Below are 21,276 nucleotides of genomic sequence, written 5' to 3' on the forward strand. Positions count from 1 at the left end.
GACTTATTTACTTCGATAAGATTTCCATATCCGATCAATCTCACTCATCTCGGAATCGTCTGGAGATTTCTTCCCATAGCGCACAACGTTATAGGTATCTGGTAGCATTGCAGAGAGCTTCTGATCATCTTCTCTGGCCCCATGCTGAACAATCGTCTCCGCAGCCTCCAGTGGCGTATGTGCACCCTGTATATGCACGCCCCGATGTGCAGCTCTGTCAATCCACTTTCGATAATAATATCGAACACGTTCAGCTTCCTGTGAGGGCAGCGACTCCTTCTTGCGGAACCAGGATTTGCGCGTTTTTGCAGGCACCTCTAACGTTTCGCTAATGTCCACATACTCCGTCCGGGGTTCTACCTTCTTCTGACCGGGCTGCAGTAGCCCTTTGAAACGCTCCATAAGTTTGTTTATCGCCTTCTGTCCCAAACGTAGGATAAGCCACAAGATCACAACTGCGACAGCCCCCATGACTACCCAACCCAGGATATCCCAGAAAACAGAGGGCTCCCCTGCCGGTTCCATCCCTTCAGGTATCATTGGCGGTTCATTTGGAGCTGTAGGCGTAATAGGTGGCTCCTGATTGGAACTCGAACCTATTAAACCTCTGATCCAAGCAAGCAGACGGTCACGCAGTGGTCCTAGCCAGGCAACAAGACTGGGAAAAGCACCAATTCCTGCGATCACAATCAGCATCCATAACAGACGCTGATGATTCGCCCGGGCAAACTTACGTAACACGATCCTTTTTGAGCCATCATTTAATATCGCCCGATCCAGCTGCACACTGTATTGGCCTACCAACCAGCCAACAAAACTGATTAATCCCGCTGCATATATGGTTCCGGTGTAAGCCCGAAGAGGTTGCATGAATTCAATTCCATTGGCCGCCCCACTAAGCACAATTGCACTGACTACACCCCAAATCTGCAAGCGCCAAATCAAAATCGAACGGAAGACAGGTTGAAAATTCAACCCAATATAGGCTGAAATAATACCCCATACCACTGCCGTCAGCAAATCAGGTAAAGGAAAAGCCCACACTAGTGCGATAACCAATGAGACCAACAGCCCCATAAGCAACGCTGCACCCCATCGAATAAACGTGTTTTTTTCACTGATGGTTGGTAACCTATGTTGTACCCACTGACCTAACCAGCCAGCAATAACAAAGATAGCCATTAATGTGTATGGAAAATGTCCCGTTGCATAGAGAGAAGTAAGCGTTAATAGCGGATAGAAATATACTCCAATCAACAGAACGGCCGACAAGGATAAAAGTACTTTTTCCTTGGTATTGTTGCTGTTGGACTCATTCATGCACTCACCGCCTTGGAATCGCTTTTCCCGCCCTCTACGGGGAGTACGGTCACACGGTGGCCTTGCTCATGCAAACGCGCAATTTCATGTTCCATAGCTGGAGATACATAGGACGTAATTAAGAGATAACTGCGAACCTGCTGAGCCTCTTCATTCCGTTCGACCTCATCACTCAGGAACTGCTCCATGGGAACCATGCATTTCAGCTCCGTCTCTGCCATAGCTTCCAGTAACATTTCCAGATGAGGACTGCCGTAATCTGGCTCAATCCGTAATGGATCACGCCCTCCACTTACACGGTAGCCATTATGAGCAAATCCTGCGGGTAACCCTCTTCCAATCGCATCTACCGCGGCTGTTGCCGCATAACGGAGTGCCCGTTCGATCATCTCGGGGCGGGTAACGACACTCCACATGTCTGCTGACTCCTGAATGTTAACCACAATCCAGGATTGAGGGTCCGCAGTCCATCCCTGCTTATAAACCTGCAATTCTCCTGTGCGTGCACTCGCTTTCCAATGAATACGGTTCATCGGATCACCCGCACCATACGGTCGTACCCCGAGAATCAGAAAGGGATCTTCAACAATCCAACGGGATACTTCAACCTCACCCTGCCATACCTGATAAATCGCAGGCAGATCCTCCGCATGAACAAGTGAAGGATAGACGACCATGGACAGATGAACGGGAATAGGCTTCGAGGTACGCCAAAGGCCGAACAAGTCCCCTCCGGTCATGGTTACGGTGTTTAACGTGTAGATCCCACGTCTACTGCATACAAAAGGATGCTTGCGCGTAATACGGGTAAACGGTTTCAAAGTAAAGATACTTTTATGATTCTGATAAATATCTCCCTGACTGATATCCATGCCTGAGCCGGAACGGAATACAAATGAAACTGGCATCATAGCTTCAAGTCTGAGCCATGGAACCGATATTCGTTTTTCATTCGCAATCGTCTCAACCATCTCCAGCTCATCCCCGGCGTAACAACGCATTTTGCTGAACTGTCTGGTATACTTCAGCTTGCGTAAAGCCGGACGGCCGAACCATATGCCGTGTACTCCAATAACAATGCCTCCAACAACGACAAGCCATAGTAATGCCATATGTTATCGCCCGCTGCCTGTAGCAAGATTCTCCGTCGGCACTTCAATCTGGCTCAGAAGTTCCTGAATAATACGCTCCGCCAAGCCCTCTTGTTGTCTCACCCGGTTACGGAATACAAGCCGATGGGCTAACACGGGCTCCGCCAATAATTTAATATCATCAGGGAGAACGAAGTCTCTGCCATGTAAAGCAGCCCAGGCCTGACTTGCCTTGAGCAACGCCTGAGCTCCTCGTGGGCTTACGCCCAGTGAAAGCTCGGGATGCTGCCTAGTCGCTTCTGTCAGACGGATAATATATCGTAATAGATCTTCGTCGATTTGGACCGATGTATAAGTGCTCTGTGCCTCAAGCAGCTGCTCGCGACTAATGATAGCGGACAGATCGGCAACAGAAAGGCTCGCTACCGTACGTCTCAGAATTTCTACACTTTCTTCACTGCTTGGATAGCCCATTCGGATCTTCATCATGAAACGATCCATCTGTGCCTCGGGTAATGGAAAAGTTCCCTGGTTATCTACCGGGTTTTGTGTGGCAATGACGATAAATGGTCGTTCCAGCTGTCTGGTTGAACCATCAATACTGATCTGCCGTTCCTCCATACACTCCAGCAAACTGGATTGGGTACGCGGTGTAGCCCGGTTAATCTCATCTGCCAGCACCAAGTTGGCAAACAGGGGGCCAGGTCTGAATTCAAAGTCACCTTCTTTTTGGTTGAAAAAATGAATACCTGTCAAATCGGATGGCAACAGATCCGGTGTGAACTGAATACGCTGGAAGGTACAATCCAGTGAAGAGGCTACAGATTTGGCCAACATGGTTTTCCCCGTACCGGGTACGTCCTCCAACAGAACATGCCCTGAGGCAATGATGGCTGTCATTACAAGCTCAATCGTATGGTCTTTTCCCACAATGATCTTCCCTACATGGTCCATTAGCTGTTTGTTCATTTGTTCCATTCCCTGGATATTCATAATTGGTTCTTCCTCCCGTAAATTGAGCTATGTATTCGCATTCATTCTAACTATAACCCTAATCGTCCCAACAAAAAACAACAGGAATCGGCGGGTAGGCCAATTCCTGTTTTCATAACTCTTGCCTCTACACCAAGGGAAGCATAATGATGAACCGGGTGCCTTCCCCTTTTTTGCTATCCACAGAAATATTGCCTCCGTGATTTTTGATAATGCGGTAACTCACGGAAAGTCCCAGCCCTGTTCCGCTCTCCTTGGTGGTGAAAAACGGGTCAAACAGGCGCACAAGGGTGTTGTGGTCCATTCCCTGTCCATTATCAGCAATGGATATCTGCACATACTTGTTCTCGGTTCCCGTAGAGATCTGAATCAAGCCAGTATGCTCTTCGCCCACATCCTCGATGGCATCCATTGCGTTTTTAACCATATTCAAAATTACCTGCTTAATCTGTTTGACATCAATGGACACATTTAACGGGACTTCTGCTTCATCCAGGGTGATCTCGCACCCCTTCATCAATCCTTCGCTTTCTGTCAGCAAGACCACCTCTTTGAGCAAAGAGTTAACAGAAATAATGGTCTTCTGAGGAGCTGACGGTTTCGAGGAATTCAGAAATTCGTAGATAATGTCGTTCGCCCTGTCAATCTCCGTTAGAATGATTCGAGCGTACTCGTCTTTCCCCAATTGCAACAAATGAGGACGAAGCAACTGGATAAATCCCCGGATAGCCGTCAAAGGATTGCGAATCTCATGGGCAATCGATGCCGAAATCCGCCCCAACATTGCAAGTTTGTCATTCTGATAAGCGGTCTGCTCAATCTGTTTATAATCGGAAACATCCTTCACACTGAAGAGGAAGTCCCCATCCATCTGATCCCCGTACGTTACTGTAACCAGCCAATGCCTGCCATACTCGTCAATCAATTCATGATAGCGCTTACGATGAAAGATAGTTTCCCGATAGATGCGTAAAATTTTCTTTTTCTTGAATCGGCTCATCTGTGGATGATGCAGCATTTGCATCAGGGTGCAGCCGCTCAATAGACTCCTAGGAAGCTCCAACAATTTTGCCATTTGAACGTTAATAAATGTCAATACACCGTTACTGTCAAACAACATTATACCGCTATCCAGATGTTCCAGGACATTCTCATACTTGTTGTTATCCAGATGTACAGGCGGGAATCCATTCGTTGGTCGAGGCACTGTATCCTGAAATTCACTAATCATGTCAGGTTCCTCCTTTTCACGTAAATGATAAACTTGCCATTCGGACATCATATCATCACAGAAACAGGAAGGGCCGATTTTATTTTTCATTACCGGTGCCCTTTCATTAGGGGGCTGAGCCGAAAATATGGATGGCATGTCCGGAACCCAAGCTGGTCTATTCCGGGTAACCAAGAGTCGATCCGGAAAACATTATACGTCTGTTCCATTCTAACCTTCTCCTATTCCCAAACACGAACATTTTTTGCTCCGCCTCTTTTGCAAGTCTGTTTTTATCATAGACAAGTTTATAGAAGGGAGTCAATCGGAGAAAGTGTCGAATGGAAATTATTTTAAGAAAAACCGTGAATTAGTTTCTATATACAACAAAAACGAAGCTTATTCGCTCGATTAGCGAATAAGCTCCGTTTGTATAGTTTAAATTTTAAATAATTAAATTCAATCTATAGTCCACTCTTGTTATGCTGAATTTTGAGTCTGCGCTGACTCATGACGGCTAAGCGACGCTTTAGTTCACTTTCCCACTTCTCATCCTTCATTTCCTTGGCAAGACGAAGTAGATCCAGAGACATGTCGATCTGACGCTGCACAATGACCATAGCATCCTCGCTTTCACGATTCACGCAATTTTCAAAAATCGCATCTTCGTCTTCCGTCACGTAATCTTGAAAATCAATCTCCGACGCACCATCTCCATGCGCATATTCAGCCAAAATTTCATATTCATTTTCCACTTTATAATGCACTTCTACCCGGTGACACACCGGACAAAACAGCAGGGGAACATTATGAACCTGGGTGCGGTAATGCTTCAGCGTGCCCTTTGTTCCCACCATACTTGCCCCACAACAGTAACTCATTTTTGTTCACCCTCCTTATAACGTGCCGAGACTTTTTAATGGATAGCAGTCCCGTACACTTCAAGCACTTCCGAAAAAGGAATAGTTCCATCAGTGTATCACATTCATGTACAAATTATAAATGCAGAGCACCGGAATATTTACCGGGTTTCCATACCCTATTCGCCTTAAGGCCCTTCGATTCCTCTTTCCAGAGATAAAATGAAGGCTTTCTTCTATTACATCATTACCACGTTTACGTCCCTGTTTAAACACTTTTCTTCCTTTAGGCTTTATATTCTCGCAAAAGGGTGCAAAAAGCCCTCAATCCCATGAGGGATGAGGGCTTGAACAATAAACGTTCAAGTTGAAGTTCAATCAGGCTTACAGGTTGTTGTCGCCTGGTTTCCAGTTCATTGCACACAATCCACCGGATTGCAGAGCTTGCAGTACACGAAGTGTTTCTTCAACACTACGGCCTACATCATTGTGGTTAACGACTTGGTATTTCAATTCGCCTTCTGGATCGATGATGAACAAGCCGCGCAGTGCAACGCCTTCTTCTTCGATCAGAATGCCATAATCTTTAGCAACTTGTTTCGTGATGTCGGAAGCAAGTGGGAAGTTCAATTGACCAAGACCATTGCTGTCTTTAGGTGTGTTGATCCAAGCTTTGTGGCTGTGTACGGAGTCAACGCTCACGCCAAGAACTTCAGTATCCAAAGCTTTGAATTGCTCAGCAGCATCACTCAAAGCTGTAATTTCAGTTGGGCACACAAAAGTGAAATCCAAAGGATAAAAGAAAAATACGAGCCATTTGCCACGATAATCGGACAGTTTTACGGAACCAAAGTCTTGTCCATCTCCCGATACTGTTTCCATTGCAAAATCCGGTGCGGGTCTACCAACCAAACGTTCTGCCATAACTAACAATTCCTCCTTTGGGATTATGTAAGCACTCACATTGAATGCTCATCATCAAGAAAAACGAGAACGCTTTTCCTGTAATTAAAATGGGTTTGTTACTTGATAACAAGTACAAGTAAAATGTTATCATCCGGACTTCTCAAAGTCAAGATTATAATCGTTGTTTTATTATAATAATTATAAATAAGGATTTTTCGTGGCAAAAATCATAAAGATACAGCCCTCTGCAATTCCGGATCGGAGCAAAGGGCTGTACTGTTCTTACTATTATTAAGCCTGTTTCTGAATTGCCGCGACAATCAGATCGCCCATTTCCGTCGTGCTGATCGCTTTGCTCTTGTCTACAGCGATATCGCTTGTACGATGTCCCGCATTTAGTACATCAGACACAGCTGCTTCAATTGCATCAGCACCTTCTGCATAACCAAAGGTTGTACGGAACATCAATGCCAGCGAAAGGATCGTTGCGATCGGGTTCGCCAGTCCTTGACCTGCGATATCTGGTGCTGAACCGTGTACTGGCTCATACAGACCAAAGCTGCCTTCACCCAGCGATGCAGATGCCAGCATGCCGATCGAACCTGTCAGCATCGCTGCTTCATCACTAAGGATATCTCCGAACATATTTTCAGTCACAATAACGTCAAAGCTGGATGGACGACGCAGCAACTGCATTGCACAGTTGTCTACAAGCACATGTTCCACTTCAACATCCGGATATTCCGGTGCTACACGGTTAACGACTTCTCTCCAAAGACGGGAAGTTTCCAGCACGTTAGCTTTATCTACCGAAGCCAATCTTTTGCTACGTCCTTGGGCAATTACAAAAGCCTGACGAACGATGCGCTCCACTTCAGTTACATTATATACGCATGTATCCACTGCTTCTTCGCCTTGTGCACCTTCACGTCTGAACTTTTCACCAAAGTAGATTCCCCCGGTCAACTCACGCACGACCATCAGATCCGTACCTTCCAGCACTTCCGGTTTCAAGGTGGAAGCATCCTTCAAGCAATCAAATACCACTGCCGGACGCAGATTTGAGAACAATCCGAGCGCTTTGCGAATGCCGAGCAAGCCTGTTTCCGGACGCAATTCCTTGCTGTTGTTGTCCCATTTTGGGCCACCAACGGCTCCGAGCAGCACAGCATCTGCACTCTTACATACTGTCAGTGTTTCTTCAGGAAGCGGCGTACCTTTCTCATCAATAGCGATTCCACCAAACAGCGCATGCTCTGTCTCAAAACGGTATCCGAACACTTCCTCCGTACGTTTGAGAACTTTCTCTGCCTCTGCTACAACTTCAGGACCAATTCCGTCACCTGCGATAACTGCAATTTTTTTCACGTCTGCCATGGGTTGTCCACTCCTTATATCCATTCATTCGGTTATTCACTTCAATAATTAACGTGTCATTTTTAACTCTCTCCTTTGTATCATATTCAGAGGTCATTTGACCAAGATATACAATCTATGACTTTAATAGTTTTTACCTATAAGTGGTTTAAGATTGGTTGTTCTGTACCTCTGACTGAGTTAAAATAAAGCCTGAAGACAAATTCAGGTAACTCAGGAGGGATTGCAATCATGCAATACACGTACTTGGGAAAATCAGGTCTTAAAGTCAGCCGGATCTGTCTCGGCACGATGAACTTTGGTCCTGCTACAGACGAAAAAGAGGCATTCCGTATCATGGATGCGGCACTCGATGCTGGTGTGAACTTTTTTGATACCGCTAACATTTACGGCTGGGGCGAAAATTCGGGTCTCACCGAAGAAATCATTGGGCGCTGGTTTAAACAGGGCGGCGGCAGACGTGAAAAAGTTGTTCTTGCGACCAAAGTCTATGGCTCTATGCACGACGATACAGACGGTCCAAACAATGATGCAGGTCTCTCCGCTTACAAAATCAGACGGCATCTGGAAGGTTCCCTCCGCCGCCTGCAAACCGATCATGTTGAATTGTACCAGATGCACCATGTTGATCCCGCCATCTCGTGGGACGAGCTTTGGGGCGCATTTGAGAACGCTGTTCATCAAGGCAAAATTGGTTATGTAGGTTCAAGTAACTTTGCTGGTTGGCAGATTGCCGTTGCCCAAAGCGAGGCCAAAAATCGCCATTTCCTCGGTCTTGTATCCGAGCAGCATAAATACAGTCTTAACTGCCGTTTGCCTGAGCTCGAAGTGCTGCCCGCAGCGAAAGAACTGGGCCTTGGCGTTATTCCATGGAGTCCGCTTGATGGTGGTTTACTTGGACGCAATGCCCTCCAGAAGCTGGAAGGTACACGCAGTGGAGGCATTGCTGAACGGATTGAATCCCATCAAACTCAGTTGGAACAATTCGCAGCACTTTGCCGCGAACTCGGCGAACCACAGGATACCATAGCTTTGGCTTGGGTTGCCGCCAATCCAGCAGTTACCGCACCCATTATTGGGCCTCGTACGCTGGAGCAGTTTGAAACTGCGCTTAAATGTTTGGATGTACCTTTGGAAGAAGCGGTCCTCAAACGTTTGGATGAAATCTTCCCAGGTCCGGGAGGACAAGCTCCAAACGCTTATGCTTGGTAAAAGCTTATCAGCTTAACTGAGTGCGTCTTTTCAATAAAAATGCTCTAAATAATAATGCAATTATCCTATACGTAACAACAAAAAAGTCTGACCTTCAAATGTTGAGGGTCAGACTTTTTATGTACCTCACTGAACTACAATACTTAGGGCTGGGGACTCCATCTCAGCTTCTCCAGCCAGACGAATTCCAGTCCAATGAAGAGCTTTGCTTGCTGCAAATGATGTGTTAAAGGTTCACATTAACGCGATTCGTGTAAGTCTTGCGTTTTTCGATCAACTTGTTCAATCCATCGACATAAGCACGTGCACTGGCACCCAGAATATCGGTGCTTACGCCACGTCCTTGTACAGATATTTGGTTTTGAGTAAGTACGACGTGTACCTCACCCAATGCGTCCTTACCATGTGTAACCGATTTTATCGAGTAGTCGGATAGCGTGACCTCTTCCCCGCTCACTTGGTCAATTGCATTATAGATGGCATCTACCGAACCATTTCCTTCTGCTTGTTGTTCCACCGTATCACCATCAAGTGTAGCAATACGAACTTTAGCCGTTGGAGTAGATTCATCACCATACGTCACAAAGATGGATTCCAGTTTAAACACCTCAGGTGCATCCTGCAATTTCTCTTCGATGACCGCCAGCAAATCCTCATCTGTCACTTCTTTTTTCTTATCAGCCAGATCTTTGAATTGGGCAAAAGCACGGTTCAATGCTTCATCTTCCAGTTCATAACCCAACTCAATCAAGCGCTCACGGAAGGCATGACGTCCCGAGTGTTTACCCAGTACGAGCTTACTTTCCTTCAGACCGATGGTCTCTGGCGTCATAATTTCGTATGTTGTTTTCTCTTTCAGCATGCCATCTTGGTGAATTCCGGATTCGTGTGCAAACGCATTCGCACCAACAATCGCTTTATTTCCAGGCACAACCATACCCGTCAAACGACTCACGAGGCGGCTGGTCCGAGCAATTTCAGAAAGTTGCAGCGAAGTTCTCGCCTGGAAAAATTCCTGACGTGTCTCCAGTGCCATGGCAATCTCTTCAATCGCGGTATTACCTGCACGTTCACCAATGCCGTTAATGGTGCCCTCAATTTGATCGGCTCCATTCAGGATGGCTGCAAGCGTGTTGGCAGTTGCCATCCCCAGATCATTATGACAGTGTGCACTCAGCTGCACTTTATCAATGTTGTGTACGTTTTCCTTAAGATGTTTGAAAATATTACCGTACTCATATGGGCTCAGATAGCCCACCGTATCCGGGATATTTACAACAGCTGCCCCTTCTTCCACTGCCATATTTACCATCTCAACGAGGAAATCATACTCGGTACGACCTGCGTCCTCCAACGAGAATTCAAGCTTCGAAAAAGTTTTCTTCGCATAACGAATTGCGGAACGAGCTGTATCGAGAACCTGAGCTCTGTCCATCCGCAATTTATGCTGACGGTGAATAGGTGAAGTTGCCAAAAAGATATGGATACACGGGTCTTGAGCGCCCTTCAATGCCTCTTTCACCGCATCGATATCCTGCTCTCTGGAGCGGGACAAGCCAATGACGGTAACGTTTTTGACCGCTTTGGCTACTGCATTAACTGCCGCCAAATCGCCTGGAGAGGCCGCGGGGAAACCGGCTTCCATCCGGTCAATACCAAGCCGCTCGAGCTGGTGCGCAATTTCCACCTTTTCACGAGTATTCAGATTGACCCCCGGGGATTGTTCTCCATCACGCAGCGTTGTGTCAAATACATAGATTTTACGCACGCCTCGCACCTCCTAGACTTGTATTTTATGTTCCTCTAAACCAGTAATAGCGGCACACGCATATGCACGGCCGCTATTCCCGGTTAAAGCTGTAAGTTTACTAGATTACCTTAAAACGAATGCTTACTTCTTGATCCAGTGCATCATCTCACGCAATTGTCCGCCAACCACTTCGATTGGGTGTTCAGCTTCATTGCGACGAGTTGCTGTCAGGAATGCACGACCGGATTGGTTTTCCAGGATGAAGTCACGTGCAAATTTACCTTGTTGGATATCTGTCAGAACTTCTTTCATTGCTTTCTTCGTATCTTCAGTTACTACGCGAGGTCCAGTTACATAGTCACCGTACTCAGCTGTGTTACTGATGGAATCACGCATGCTTGCAAGTCCACCTTCATACATCAGGTCAACGATCAATTTCAATTCGTGCAGACACTCGAAGTATGCCATTTCAGGAGCGTAACCCGCTTCTGTCAATGTTTCAAATCCAGCTTTTACCAGGGCGCTTACACCACCACACAGAACAGCTTGCTCACCGAACAGGTCTGTTTCTGTTTCTTCACGGAAGGAAGTTTCGATAACCCCTGCACGCGTGCAACCGATACCTTTAGCATAAGCCAAACCGATATCTTTTGCTTTACCTGTTGCATCTTGCTCAATTGCGATCAGGCCCGGTACACCGAATCCTTCCACGTAGGTACGACGTACCATGTGACCAGGGGACTTAGGAGCTACCAGCAATACATCGCTGTCTTTTGGAGCAACGATTTGACCGAAATGAACATTGAAACCGTGGGAGAAGAGCAATGCAGCGCCTTTTTTCAGGTTTGGTTCGATTTCGTTTTTGTATACAGAAGCTTGTGTTTCGTCAGGCAGCAAAATTTGAACTACGTCTGCACGGCTAGTAGCTTCAGCCGGGGACAGAACTTCAAATCCGTCATTTTTTGCAGTGTCAAAAGATTTACCTTCACGAAGTCCGATGACTACGTTCAATCCACTGTCACGCAGGTTTTGAGCTTGGGCATGGCCCTGGCTACCGTAACCGATGACCGCAATCGTTTTTCCTTTCAATACGTTAAGCTCTGCATCCTGTTCATAATAAGTAGTTACTGGCATGTTTATAAGTCCTCCTTTGTATTGTAAAGAACCCTTCATTAATGAGCGGGTGTCTCAAGGGACCGGCACGCTTTTCCTGCTTTAGCGTCTCTGGTCTGATCCGATCCGTTCAGACACCCGCCCATTAATGCGGGTGTGTGGCTATATAGTCAAGCGTTACATCACTAAAATGTTAAATTGCAACTTGTACGGGACTGGCACCTCATCTAAGATGAACGGTATTTCTCAGCTTAATGCTGCTAACACATCATTGTCGTTCCGTCGATAAGCATCAGACCATGCTTTTTTCTCAATATAATTGCTTAAACGTTGCCTCGTACCAATGCAGTTATGCCTGTACGTGACAGTTCGCGAATGCCGTATGGCTTAAGCAGTTCAATCATCGCATCAATTTTATCTGTATCCCCGACCACCTGTACAATCAGGCTGCCTGGACCAACATCTACAACAGATGCACGGAATGTCTCCACCACACCCAGAATTTCTGGACGTTCAGATGGCTCTGCCTTTACCTTGATCAATGCAAGTTCACGGGCAACCATCGGTTTCAGACTGAAATCAACCACTTTGATGACATCGATGATTTTGTAGAGTTGCTTTTCAATCTGTTCCAACGTTTTGTCATCACCGATCGTCACAATGACCATCCGGGACAAACCCGGTTCCTCGGATTGACCTACCGTGATGCTCTCAATGTTGAATCCCCGTCGACCGAACAACCCTGATACCCGCTGCAGGACGCCAGGCTGATCGTTGACCAATATCGAAATCGTATGTCTTATCATTCCTCAGCATCCCCCATCAGCATTTGATCGATTGTCGCTCCTTGCGGAACCATTGGATATACGTTTTCTTCCTTGCGTACTACGAATTCAACAACGACCGGTCCTGGTGTATCCAGGGCTTCTTGCCAAGCACGCTCGGCTTCTTCCTTGTTGGTTGCACGCAATCCTTTTACGCCATAAGCTTCAGCAAGTTTTACAAAATCAGGGCTGCCTGCCAGATCGATATGACTGTAACGGTTCTCATAGATGATCTCTTGCCACTGACGTACCATTCCAAGGACCTGATTGTTGATAATAACAATTTTCACCGGGATGTTGTTAATGGCACAAATTGCGAGTTCTTGAGAACACATCTGCATGCCGCCGTCACCATTGATGGAAATCACGAGCCTGTCTGGATTGGCCATTTGAGCGCCAATTGCAGAAGGGAATCCAAAACCCATCGTTCCTAGTCCACCAGAGGTTACCCATGAACGCGGTTGGTTGAATTTGTAATATTGGGCTGCCCACATTTGATGCTGTCCAACGTCCGTAGTCACGATTGCTTCACCTTTGGTTGTATCATTGAGCATTTCCACAACCCATTGCGGTTTTAATACTTCATCTGAATCTGTGTAGCTGTAAGGTTTCTCTTGTTTCCATTGTTTGATCTGATCTCTCCAAGCATCCGCACGTTCAGCACGTTGAACCTCTTTGTTCGCTATTTCGAGAACCGTTTTCACATCACCAACGATTGGAATGTCGGTTGCAATGTTTTTGCCGATTTCAGCCGGATCAATATCAATGTGCACAATTTTGGCATGTGGAGCGAATCCGTCCAGCTTGCCTGTTACCCTGTCATCGAAGCGTGCGCCGATGTTGATGAGCAAATCCGATTTTTGAATCGCCTGATTGGAAGTGTATGTTCCGTGCATACCCGGCATCCCGGTCCACAATTCGTGACCACTCGGGAATGCTCCAAGTCCGAGAAGTGTTGTCGTGATTGGAATGCCTGTCTTCTCCACAAATTCGAACAGTGCTTCGTGTCCACCGGAGTAAACTACACCGCCGCCTGCCAGAATCATCGGACGTTCTGCTTCCTGAATCGCCTGAGCCAGACGATCAACCTGAAGTTTGTTCGGTACTGTCCGTGGGTTGTACCCTCTCAATGTAACAGGTTCAGTCACCGGTTCAAACAACGTTTTGTTTGCCGATACATCCTTCGGAATGTCGATCAATACGGGACCTTTACGACCTGTATTCGCAATATGGAATGCCTCATGAATGACACGTGGCAGATCTTCTACGTCTTTTACCAGGTAACTGTGTTTGGTGATTGGCATTGTGATTCCGGTGATGTCCGCTTCCTGGAAAGCATCTGAGCCGATCAGGCTGGAAATTACATTCCCCGTAATGACTACGAGTGGTACGGAATCCATATACGCTGTTGCAATACCCGTAACTAGATTCGTTGCTCCAGGTCCGGAGGTAGCGATACAGACACCCACTTTTCCGCTCGCCCGTGCATATCCGTCAGCTGCATGAATGGCGCCTTGTTCGTGACGGGTTAACACGTGCTTGAAATCCTCGAAACCATACATCGCATCGTAAATGTACAACACTGCGCCGCCCGGGTAACCAAAAACACACTCTACACCTTCCAGCAACAAGCTTCTCAGCAGAATTTCGGAACCGCTAATGACCTCCGGCTTCATCCATTTTTCACGTAATTCATCTGTCGATCGTACTTCTGGAATTTGAGCTCCCATCAGTCATCCTCCTCTCGGAATTTACATCATTCTGACATTTAAAGTTACAAAAAAAACCTTCCATCCCTGCAAACAAGTTTATGCTTGCGAGGGACGAAAGGTTGTTGCTTCCGTGGTACCACCCAACTTTGTCCGAAATTTCGCAATAACGGACCTTACCAGGTACAAAAAACGATAGATCAAACGGATATACCCGTTCTCCATACCTGTTGTCTGTAACGCAGACATACGATTTTCCCTAATACCCAATGGAGTGACATCCAATGCTTTTCAGGAAAACAGCTCCGAGGTGAGCTCGTATATAAGGGGTAATGGTGGTGGTTTCAGCAATTCCAGCCACTCTCTGAGCAAAAGAGCCCTTAAAACTTCGTCCTCTTCATAGCCGATGAAATATTCTCGTTAAATGTTAGGAACATTATATGATTCCTCTAACCGATAAGTCAATACCCCTTTTGTATAAAAATTCAGAACGTCCCTAATTCCTTCATTCTCCATCTTTAACGTTACCCCAATCCCAATGCTTCATTCAGTCACCTTTCAACTTGCCTCAGGCATAGGATATACGAGCAGCACGACTGGTCCTGAAAGGAGGCTTCCGATGGTGATTCGGCAACGTAAATCCAAGCTGGATGATGCCGCCATAATGAGGCTGATTGACTCTCAACTTGTTCCTCTATCTCATATGAGTGAAATTGAAATTAATAAAATACGCAAAGAAATACCCCTGCGAATGAACAGGGGCATGACCTTTGTTGTCTCATCGAATCCTGACAACGAAGCTGTCGCATTCATCCATTTTCTCATGCACGGCGAACTGCTGTATGTGGATATGATGGCTGTTGCTACAAAAGAACAGCGAAAGAAATACGGTCAGACCTTGCTGCTCAAAGCCGAGAATTTCGCAGCATCTCGTGGTTGCAAAAGATCCAAAGTGATGGTTGACGAAGGCAACACAAAAGGTCTTCGATTTTACCAGAAAAATGGATATATCACCATTCGATACATTATGTTAAGCCGCTGTTACGAGTTGGAAAAAACATTATAAATCGGTCTAGAAAAAGCCTGGTGGCCGTGGTCCATAGGGTCCATATCCCGGTCCTGGCCCTGGTCCATATCCACCACCAAAACCAGGTCCATACCCTGGGCCTGGTTTTGGCCCCGGGCCAAATCCTGGTCCACCACCTGGACCATAACCGAATCCAGGGCCAGAGCCGTAAGCATAAGGCAGCGTTGCGACAGCGAGTAAATCAAATAATACCAATGGCAAAATAGCTTTGGTGTGTACTTTTTTGCCAACTGCACGTTTCAGCACTAATTTATTGCCCGATACTTTCAACAGTCTTCCGGTCACCCGAGTACCGTCTTTTTTGATCGCGACAATATTTTTGCCTATTAATTTCATCGCTTCATCACGCGTAACATGTTGTTTCATACTTTCCCCTCCTCCTCGGATCGTTCAAAACAGTGTATTCGTCCAGGGCCGGCTTCGCCTGTTTCTTTGTCCCTAAATGAAAATATGGGTGTCTTTCTCTTTAACAGTTAAGGAAGCTGATGATCTGTTATTTATCTTTGTGAAACAAAAAAAAGGTTCGCACGAGGCGAACCTTTTCTAGTAAAGAATTATGTGGGAAAACAGAATTTCTGTCGTTACCTTTTCCCGGGATCATACGGTTCCCCAAGTGCGGACGGAGCAGAAGAGCGTCCAACAGCCGCAACGAGCACGATGATGGTGAGCAGGTAAGGAAGCATATAAATAATTTCCTGGGGAATACTTTGAGACCATTCGAACAACTGTACATAGTTCCGGATAGCTTGCGAGAAACCAAAGAACACAGCCGCCCCAAAGGCACCAATCGGATTCCACTTACCAAAGATCATCGCTGCAATCGCAATGTAACCTTGGCCGGAAACGGTATTATGAGAGAATGTACCTGTCGTAGTCAGCGTGATTGCAGCTCCACCAATAGCAGCCAGCGCACCACTGATCATCACGGCAACATAACGGTAACGACGCACTTTAACACCTACGGTATCCGCAGCACTTGGATGTTCACCAACCGAGCGAAGACGAAGACCGAATGGAGTTTTGTACATAATGTAATACGTCAGGAAGACGAACAGAATAGCCAGATATGTTGTCGGGTACACATTCTTGAAGAAAGCTTCCCCAAGCAAAGGAATATCCTTTAACAGCGGCACATCAAACTTGCTGAATCCTTGTACCAATGGTGAATCGCCTGATCCTTCAAACAGCAGCTTTACCAGATAAAGTGTGCTTCCTGCTGCCAGAAAGTTAATGACGATACCGCTGATAATTTGGTCAGCCTTAAACGTAATGGAGGCAACCGCGTGGATCAGTGAAACCACTACACCCAACACAACCGCGAACAAAATCCCCATCCAGGCAGACGTCGTTCCTCCCATGCCAGCTTCTTGTGCATAATGCGCAGCAATCCCTGCAGCAAACGCACCAAATACCATGAAACCTTCAAGTCCAAGGTTGGTCACACCGGATTTTTCCGAGAAAATCCCGCCCAGGGATGCAAAAATCAATGCCGTGGCAAAGACAAGCGTCGTATTGATAATTTGCCCAATTGTCAACAAGTCCATCTACAACACCTTCTCTTTCTTGCGCTTGGAATAGAACGGTTTAAGTACCCAGCGCACGATGCCTTGTGCCGCAATGAAGAAGATAATCGAACCGATAACAATCCGAATAATCTCGGGCGGTACATCCGCAGCAAAGCTCATTCCCGCAGATCCATAAGTGAGCGTACCGAATAACAAAGCACCCAGCAACACACCAAACGGATGATTCAAACCAATCAGTGCAACCGCGATTCCGTCAAAACCTGTACCTGGCGAGCCCGACATAACGGTTTGATATTGGAACACCCCGAGTACCTGGAATGCACCGCCAAGACCTGCAAGCATACCACTGATAAACATAGCTTTAACGATATTGCGATTGACATGCATACCCGCATACTCTGCCGCATTCGGGTTATATCCTACGGCACGAATCTCGTACCCTTGTTTGGTTTTCCACATGTAAATATAAAAGAGTACAGCCATGACAAGAGCAATCAATGTTCCCATGTGAACACGGGAGTTGCCCATCAGCTCAGAAAGCCATGTCAGACTAATCGATGCGCTATCACTGATATCCACCGAACGATTTTCACCTTTTAACAGCAGGAATTGGCGCACGATCAGGTTGGCCAGATACAGACCAATCCAGTTCAGCATGATACTACTGATAACTTCGTTAACCCCACGCGCTGCTTTCAGATAACCGGCAATAGCTGCCCACAGACCACCAAATACTGCACCAGCAATCAAAGCCAGTGGAGCATGAATGTAGATTGGCAGACCTGCAAACTTCACGCCTACAAAAGTCGCCGCAGTCATACCGACGAGAAATTGTCCTTCGCCCCCGATATTAAACAGTCCTGCACGTGCCGCAAATGCAAATGCAAGTCCTGTCATAATCAGTGGTGTCATTTCCCGGACTGCTTCACCAAAGTTGTACATGTCTCCGAAAACCTTCGTAAACAATGCACTGTACGCTTCAATCGGGTTGTATCCGCCGATCAGCATGACAATACCACCCAGGATCAGACCCATAATGATGGCTACAATAGGTAATATAAATGAATCACGGGTAAACCATTTTAATACGTTATTCATGCACAGTACCTCTCTTTTGGGTGCTGCCCGCCATCATCAAGCCGAGCTCCCTGTCATTGGTTTCTTCCGGCAGCACCTCGCCCACGATCTGTCCTTCATAGATGACAGCAATTCGGTCGGATACGTTGATAATTTCATCCAGCTCGAATGAGATCAGCAATACCGCTTTGCCCTGATCACGTTGTGCAATCAATTGTTTTTGAACAAACTCAATAGCACCTACGTCCAGACCACGAGTTGGCTGGGCAGCAATAAGCAGTTCAGGATTTTTATCAACCTCACGTGCGATAATGGCTTTCTGTTGGTTCCCTCCCGATAAGGAGCGGGCCTTTGTTTCAATGCTTGGTGTACGCACATCAAATGCCTCGACAAGACGCTTCGCTTGCTTCTTGATCGCATCGAAGTTAAGGAATCCTTTACGCGTATAAGGAGACTTATAATACGATTCCAGAACAATATTTTCACTCACAGAAAAATCAAGGACAAGTCCATGCTTGTGCCGGTCTTCCGGAATATGGGCTACACCCGACTCCGAAATATGGCGCGGAGAATGATTAGACAGTTCTTTACCCTCAAGGCGAATCGAACCGCTATCTACTTTACGCAGTCCGGTAAGAGCCTCAATCAGTTCGCTCTGTCCATTACCATCGACACCTGCGATTCCTACAATCTCTCCTGCACGTACATTCAGGTTGAGTTCGTTCAGAACCGAAATGCCTTCTTTGTTTTTGGCGGTCAATTTGCTAACTTCAAGCACATTGTTTCCTGGTGTAGCCGGCTTTTTGTCCACTTTAAATGTGACATTGCGACCAACCATTTTTTCTGCCAACTCATTTGGATTCGTTTCTGATGTTATAACTGAATCAATCACTTTACCACGGCGAATAATTGTCACCGTATCGGAGATTTCCATGATTTCTTTCAGTTTGTGTGTAATCAGAATAATGGACTTGCCTTCGGCCACTAATTTTTTCATGATTACCATCAGTTCTTTGATTTCCTGAGGTGTTAATACAGCAGTAGGCTCGTCAAAAATAAGAATGTCTGCACCACGATACAACGTTTTTACAATTTCAACACGTTGCTGCATTCCGACAGAAATATCATGAATTTTGGCATGCGGATTCACTTTGAGTCCATACTGTTCAGACAGACGCTGCACTTCAGCAGCAGCTTTTTTATAATTAATGTTGAGACCTTTCCTTGGTTCAGATCCCAAAATAATGTTCTCTGTTACCGTGAACGGCTGTACAAGCTTAAAGTGCTGATGCACCATGCCGATGCCAAGATCGATTGCTTTGTTAGGGCTATCGATGATGACAGGCTTGCCATTCACTTCAATGGAACCTTCATCCGGCTGATAGAGACCAAAGACAATATTCATCAACGTTGATTTACCAGCGCCGTTTTCGCCCAGTAGAGCATGGATCTCGCCTTTACGAAGCTGAAGGCTGATGGCGTCGTTGGCAACAATGCCTGGGAAACGCTTCGTGATTTGTTTCAACTCAACGACGGGGGTTGCTGCACCCATGTAATCACCCTTATACCTGATATAGTGTGGTTCCGCAAACGTAAGAAAAACGTCTAACGACGTTTATTCAAGGAAGATGACCGCATTTCAGCGGTACTTTTTCTTGGGATTATCGAATCCTTCAGTTTCAGCGAAACTTCTGCATTCCATAATCTTAAGAAAAGCTCCTACCGGAGCGTTGATACGAAGACTTCTTTCTTTTGCCGTGGCTAATGCCCAAGCACATACTACATAGCTTGTACAATTGTTATGATGACCTGAGCAAATTTTCCTACTCTGACAATCATAAGGCCGGTCAAGACCGGCCTCGATGATTATTCATTTTCACAGCAGAATCAGATTACTCTGTAGGAACTTTGATTTCGCCGTTGATGATTTTTTCTTTGTACTCGTCCACTTTTGCAAGTGTATCAGCAGAAACATTTTTCGTAGAAGTGTCAGCGATACCTACACCGTTTTCTTTCAAAGTCAGGTTCTCAGCTCCGCCTTTGAATGTTCCATCGATGATTTCTTGGTTTACGCGCTTAACAGCTTCGTCAACTTTTTTGATCATGGAAGTCAGTGTTACTTCATCACCAAACTCCAGGGATTGGTCTTTATCTACACCGATAACCCAAACGTCTTGACCTTGTTTCTTACGAGCGATTGCTTCGTTGAACACACCATTACCTGTAGCACCGGAAGCGTGGAAAATGATATCTACGCCTTTGTTGTAAAGTGTAGCTGCTGCTGCTTTACCAAGGTCAGGCTTATCAAATGCACCTGTGTAGTTGGAAATGAATTCAGCATTAGGATTAACCGCTTTAACGCCTTCTCTGAAACCTACTTCAAACTTTTTGATCAGTGGGCTTTCCATACCGCCAACAAAACCAATTTTGTTCGATTTAGTTGTCAGACCAGCTACAACACCTACCAAGTAAGAACCTTCTTCTTCAGCAAATGTTACTGATTTAACGTTAGGAGCATCAACAACACTGTCGATGATCGCGAGTTTGGAATCAGGATTTTGTTCAGCTACAGTCTTGATCGCATCAGCCAATTGGAAACCGATACCCCAAGTCAGATCATATCCACCTTTAACGAACTCGTTCAGGTTTGGAATGTACTCTTCATCGGATTTACTTTGCAGGTATTTAACAGCTACACCTGTTTCAGTTTCAGTTGCTTGCAGAGCTTCCCAAGCGGATTGGTTAAACGATTTGTCGTTAACTCCACCTACGTCAGTAACCATACCGATTTTCAAATCGGATTTAGCTTCAGTGTTTTCTCCACCTGCAGTTCCTCCGGCATTTGTTTCCTCTTTCGGTTTGCTACCGCAACCTGCGAGCATAACCGATACTGCCAGCAACATGACCAAAGACAAGCTGAGCATCTTTTTCATTTCTCTGTTCCCCCTTAATGATATATACCTAATTCCTGTCCAGGCCAAAATGGAACGGATCAACAGATCGATAATATGGCTTTTATGCAGAATGTATGGTTTCTTCGACATTAAAAGCGCATTCTTACCACTAAACAATTGTGTCACCTGTCGAAAAACCGAACATTATGACTTGAAGAGAAAATTTTAGGACTAGCCTACTAGAGGTGATTATACATTCAACCCGTGGTAAAATCCAGATGTTTCATCACCAAATCTCACTTATTTTTGCTCTTTTTTTATTGAAAG

The 21,276-nt window shown here is 45.9% G+C and carries 18 protein-coding genes; 2 read left to right on the top strand and 16 right to left on the bottom strand.

The window, feature by feature from the left end:
- Positions 1 to 3: 3 nt before the first annotated feature.
- The 7 genes from BUA17_RS14580 to leuB form a co-directional block, all read right to left on the bottom strand.
- Positions 4 to 1,320, bottom strand: coding sequence for a hypothetical protein (locus BUA17_RS14580; protein ID WP_072734048.1), 1,317 nt, complete (start codon positions 1,318 to 1,320; stop codon positions 4 to 6).
- Entirely contained in the window at positions 1,317 to 2,432 is a 1,116-nt protein-coding gene (locus BUA17_RS14585) for a DUF58 domain-containing protein (RefSeq protein ID WP_072734049.1), read from the bottom strand. The genes BUA17_RS14580 and BUA17_RS14585 overlap by 4 nt, the downstream gene beginning before the upstream one ends.
- 3 nt (positions 2,433 to 2,435) lie before the next feature.
- Positions 2,436 to 3,404: an AAA family ATPase gene (locus tag BUA17_RS14590; protein WP_063564201.1), complete on the bottom strand. Its 969-nt coding sequence runs from the start codon at positions 3,402 to 3,404 to the stop codon at positions 2,436 to 2,438.
- Between the two features lie 127 nt (positions 3,405 to 3,531).
- A complete protein-coding gene (locus BUA17_RS14595; RefSeq protein ID WP_063564200.1) occupies positions 3,532 to 4,635 on the bottom strand; it encodes an ATP-binding protein in 1,104 nt (367 codons plus the stop codon).
- Positions 4,636 to 5,078: 443 nt separating this feature from the next.
- Positions 5,079 to 5,495, bottom strand: a complete 417-nt coding sequence (locus tag BUA17_RS14600) for a hypothetical protein (RefSeq protein ID WP_024628323.1) — start codon at positions 5,493 to 5,495, stop codon at positions 5,079 to 5,081.
- 363 nt (positions 5,496 to 5,858) lie between these two features.
- A complete protein-coding gene (locus BUA17_RS14605; protein ID WP_024628322.1) occupies positions 5,859 to 6,398 on the bottom strand; it encodes a peroxiredoxin in 540 nt (179 codons plus the stop codon).
- A gap of 273 nt (positions 6,399 to 6,671) precedes the next feature.
- A complete protein-coding gene (leuB, locus tag BUA17_RS14610; protein WP_024628321.1) occupies positions 6,672 to 7,757 on the bottom strand; it encodes a 3-isopropylmalate dehydrogenase in 1,086 nt (361 codons plus the stop codon).
- Positions 7,758 to 7,988: 231 nt separating this feature from the next.
- Here leuB and BUA17_RS14615 point away from each other — a divergent pair, with 231 nt between their 5' ends.
- A complete protein-coding gene (locus BUA17_RS14615) occupies positions 7,989 to 8,969 on the top strand; it encodes an aldo/keto reductase (RefSeq protein ID WP_063564199.1) in 981 nt (326 codons plus the stop codon).
- 226 nt (positions 8,970 to 9,195) lie between these two features.
- Here BUA17_RS14615 and BUA17_RS14620 read toward each other — a convergent pair whose 3' ends face one another.
- The 4 genes from BUA17_RS14620 to ilvB form a co-directional block, all read right to left on the bottom strand.
- Positions 9,196 to 10,737, bottom strand: coding sequence for a 2-isopropylmalate synthase (locus BUA17_RS14620; RefSeq protein ID WP_063564198.1), 1,542 nt, complete (start codon positions 10,735 to 10,737; stop codon positions 9,196 to 9,198).
- 123 nt (positions 10,738 to 10,860) lie between these two features.
- Positions 10,861 to 11,853 carry a ketol-acid reductoisomerase gene (gene ilvC, locus BUA17_RS14625; protein ID WP_053780427.1) on the bottom strand — a complete coding sequence of 331 codons (993 nt, stop codon included), beginning with the start codon at positions 11,851 to 11,853 and terminating at the stop codon, positions 10,861 to 10,863.
- Positions 11,854 to 12,155: 302 nt separating this feature from the next.
- Entirely contained in the window at positions 12,156 to 12,638 is a 483-nt protein-coding gene (ilvN, locus tag BUA17_RS14630; RefSeq protein ID WP_024628317.1) for an acetolactate synthase small subunit, read from the bottom strand.
- On the bottom strand, positions 12,635 to 14,386 hold the full coding sequence (ilvB, locus tag BUA17_RS14635; RefSeq protein ID WP_063564197.1) for a biosynthetic-type acetolactate synthase large subunit: 1,752 nt from the start codon (positions 14,384 to 14,386) through the stop codon (positions 12,635 to 12,637). The genes ilvN and ilvB overlap by 4 nt, the downstream gene beginning before the upstream one ends.
- 601 nt (positions 14,387 to 14,987) lie before the next feature.
- On the opposite strand from ilvB, the gene BUA17_RS14640 reads away from it, so the two are divergent.
- Complete coding sequence (locus BUA17_RS14640) at positions 14,988 to 15,431, top strand: GNAT family N-acetyltransferase (protein ID WP_063564332.1); 444 nt, start codon at positions 14,988 to 14,990, stop codon at positions 15,429 to 15,431.
- A gap of 6 nt (positions 15,432 to 15,437) precedes the next feature.
- Here the strand turns inward: BUA17_RS14640 and BUA17_RS14645 are convergent, their stop codons facing one another.
- The 5 genes from BUA17_RS14645 to BUA17_RS14665 form a co-directional block, all read right to left on the bottom strand.
- Entirely contained in the window at positions 15,438 to 15,818 is a 381-nt protein-coding gene (locus tag BUA17_RS14645) for a hypothetical protein (protein WP_063564196.1), read from the bottom strand.
- A 215-nt stretch (positions 15,819 to 16,033) separates the two neighbouring features.
- Positions 16,034 to 16,996, bottom strand: a complete 963-nt coding sequence (locus BUA17_RS14650; RefSeq protein WP_063564195.1) for an ABC transporter permease — start codon at positions 16,994 to 16,996, stop codon at positions 16,034 to 16,036.
- On the bottom strand, positions 16,997 to 18,076 hold the full coding sequence (locus BUA17_RS14655; RefSeq protein WP_063564194.1) for an ABC transporter permease: 1,080 nt from the start codon (positions 18,074 to 18,076) through the stop codon (positions 16,997 to 16,999).
- A complete protein-coding gene (locus BUA17_RS14660; RefSeq protein WP_072734050.1) occupies positions 18,069 to 19,607 on the bottom strand; it encodes an ABC transporter ATP-binding protein in 1,539 nt (512 codons plus the stop codon). The genes BUA17_RS14655 and BUA17_RS14660 overlap by 8 nt, the downstream gene beginning before the upstream one ends.
- Before the next feature lie 340 nt (positions 19,608 to 19,947).
- Positions 19,948 to 20,988: a BMP family lipoprotein gene (locus BUA17_RS14665; protein ID WP_072734051.1), complete on the bottom strand. Its 1,041-nt coding sequence runs from the start codon at positions 20,986 to 20,988 to the stop codon at positions 19,948 to 19,950.
- Positions 20,989 to 21,276: the final 288 nt, after the last annotated feature.

The organism is Paenibacillus sp. ov031, from assembly GCF_900143165.1.
Taxonomy (GTDB): domain Bacteria; phylum Bacillota; class Bacilli; order Paenibacillales; family Paenibacillaceae; genus Paenibacillus; species Paenibacillus marchantiae.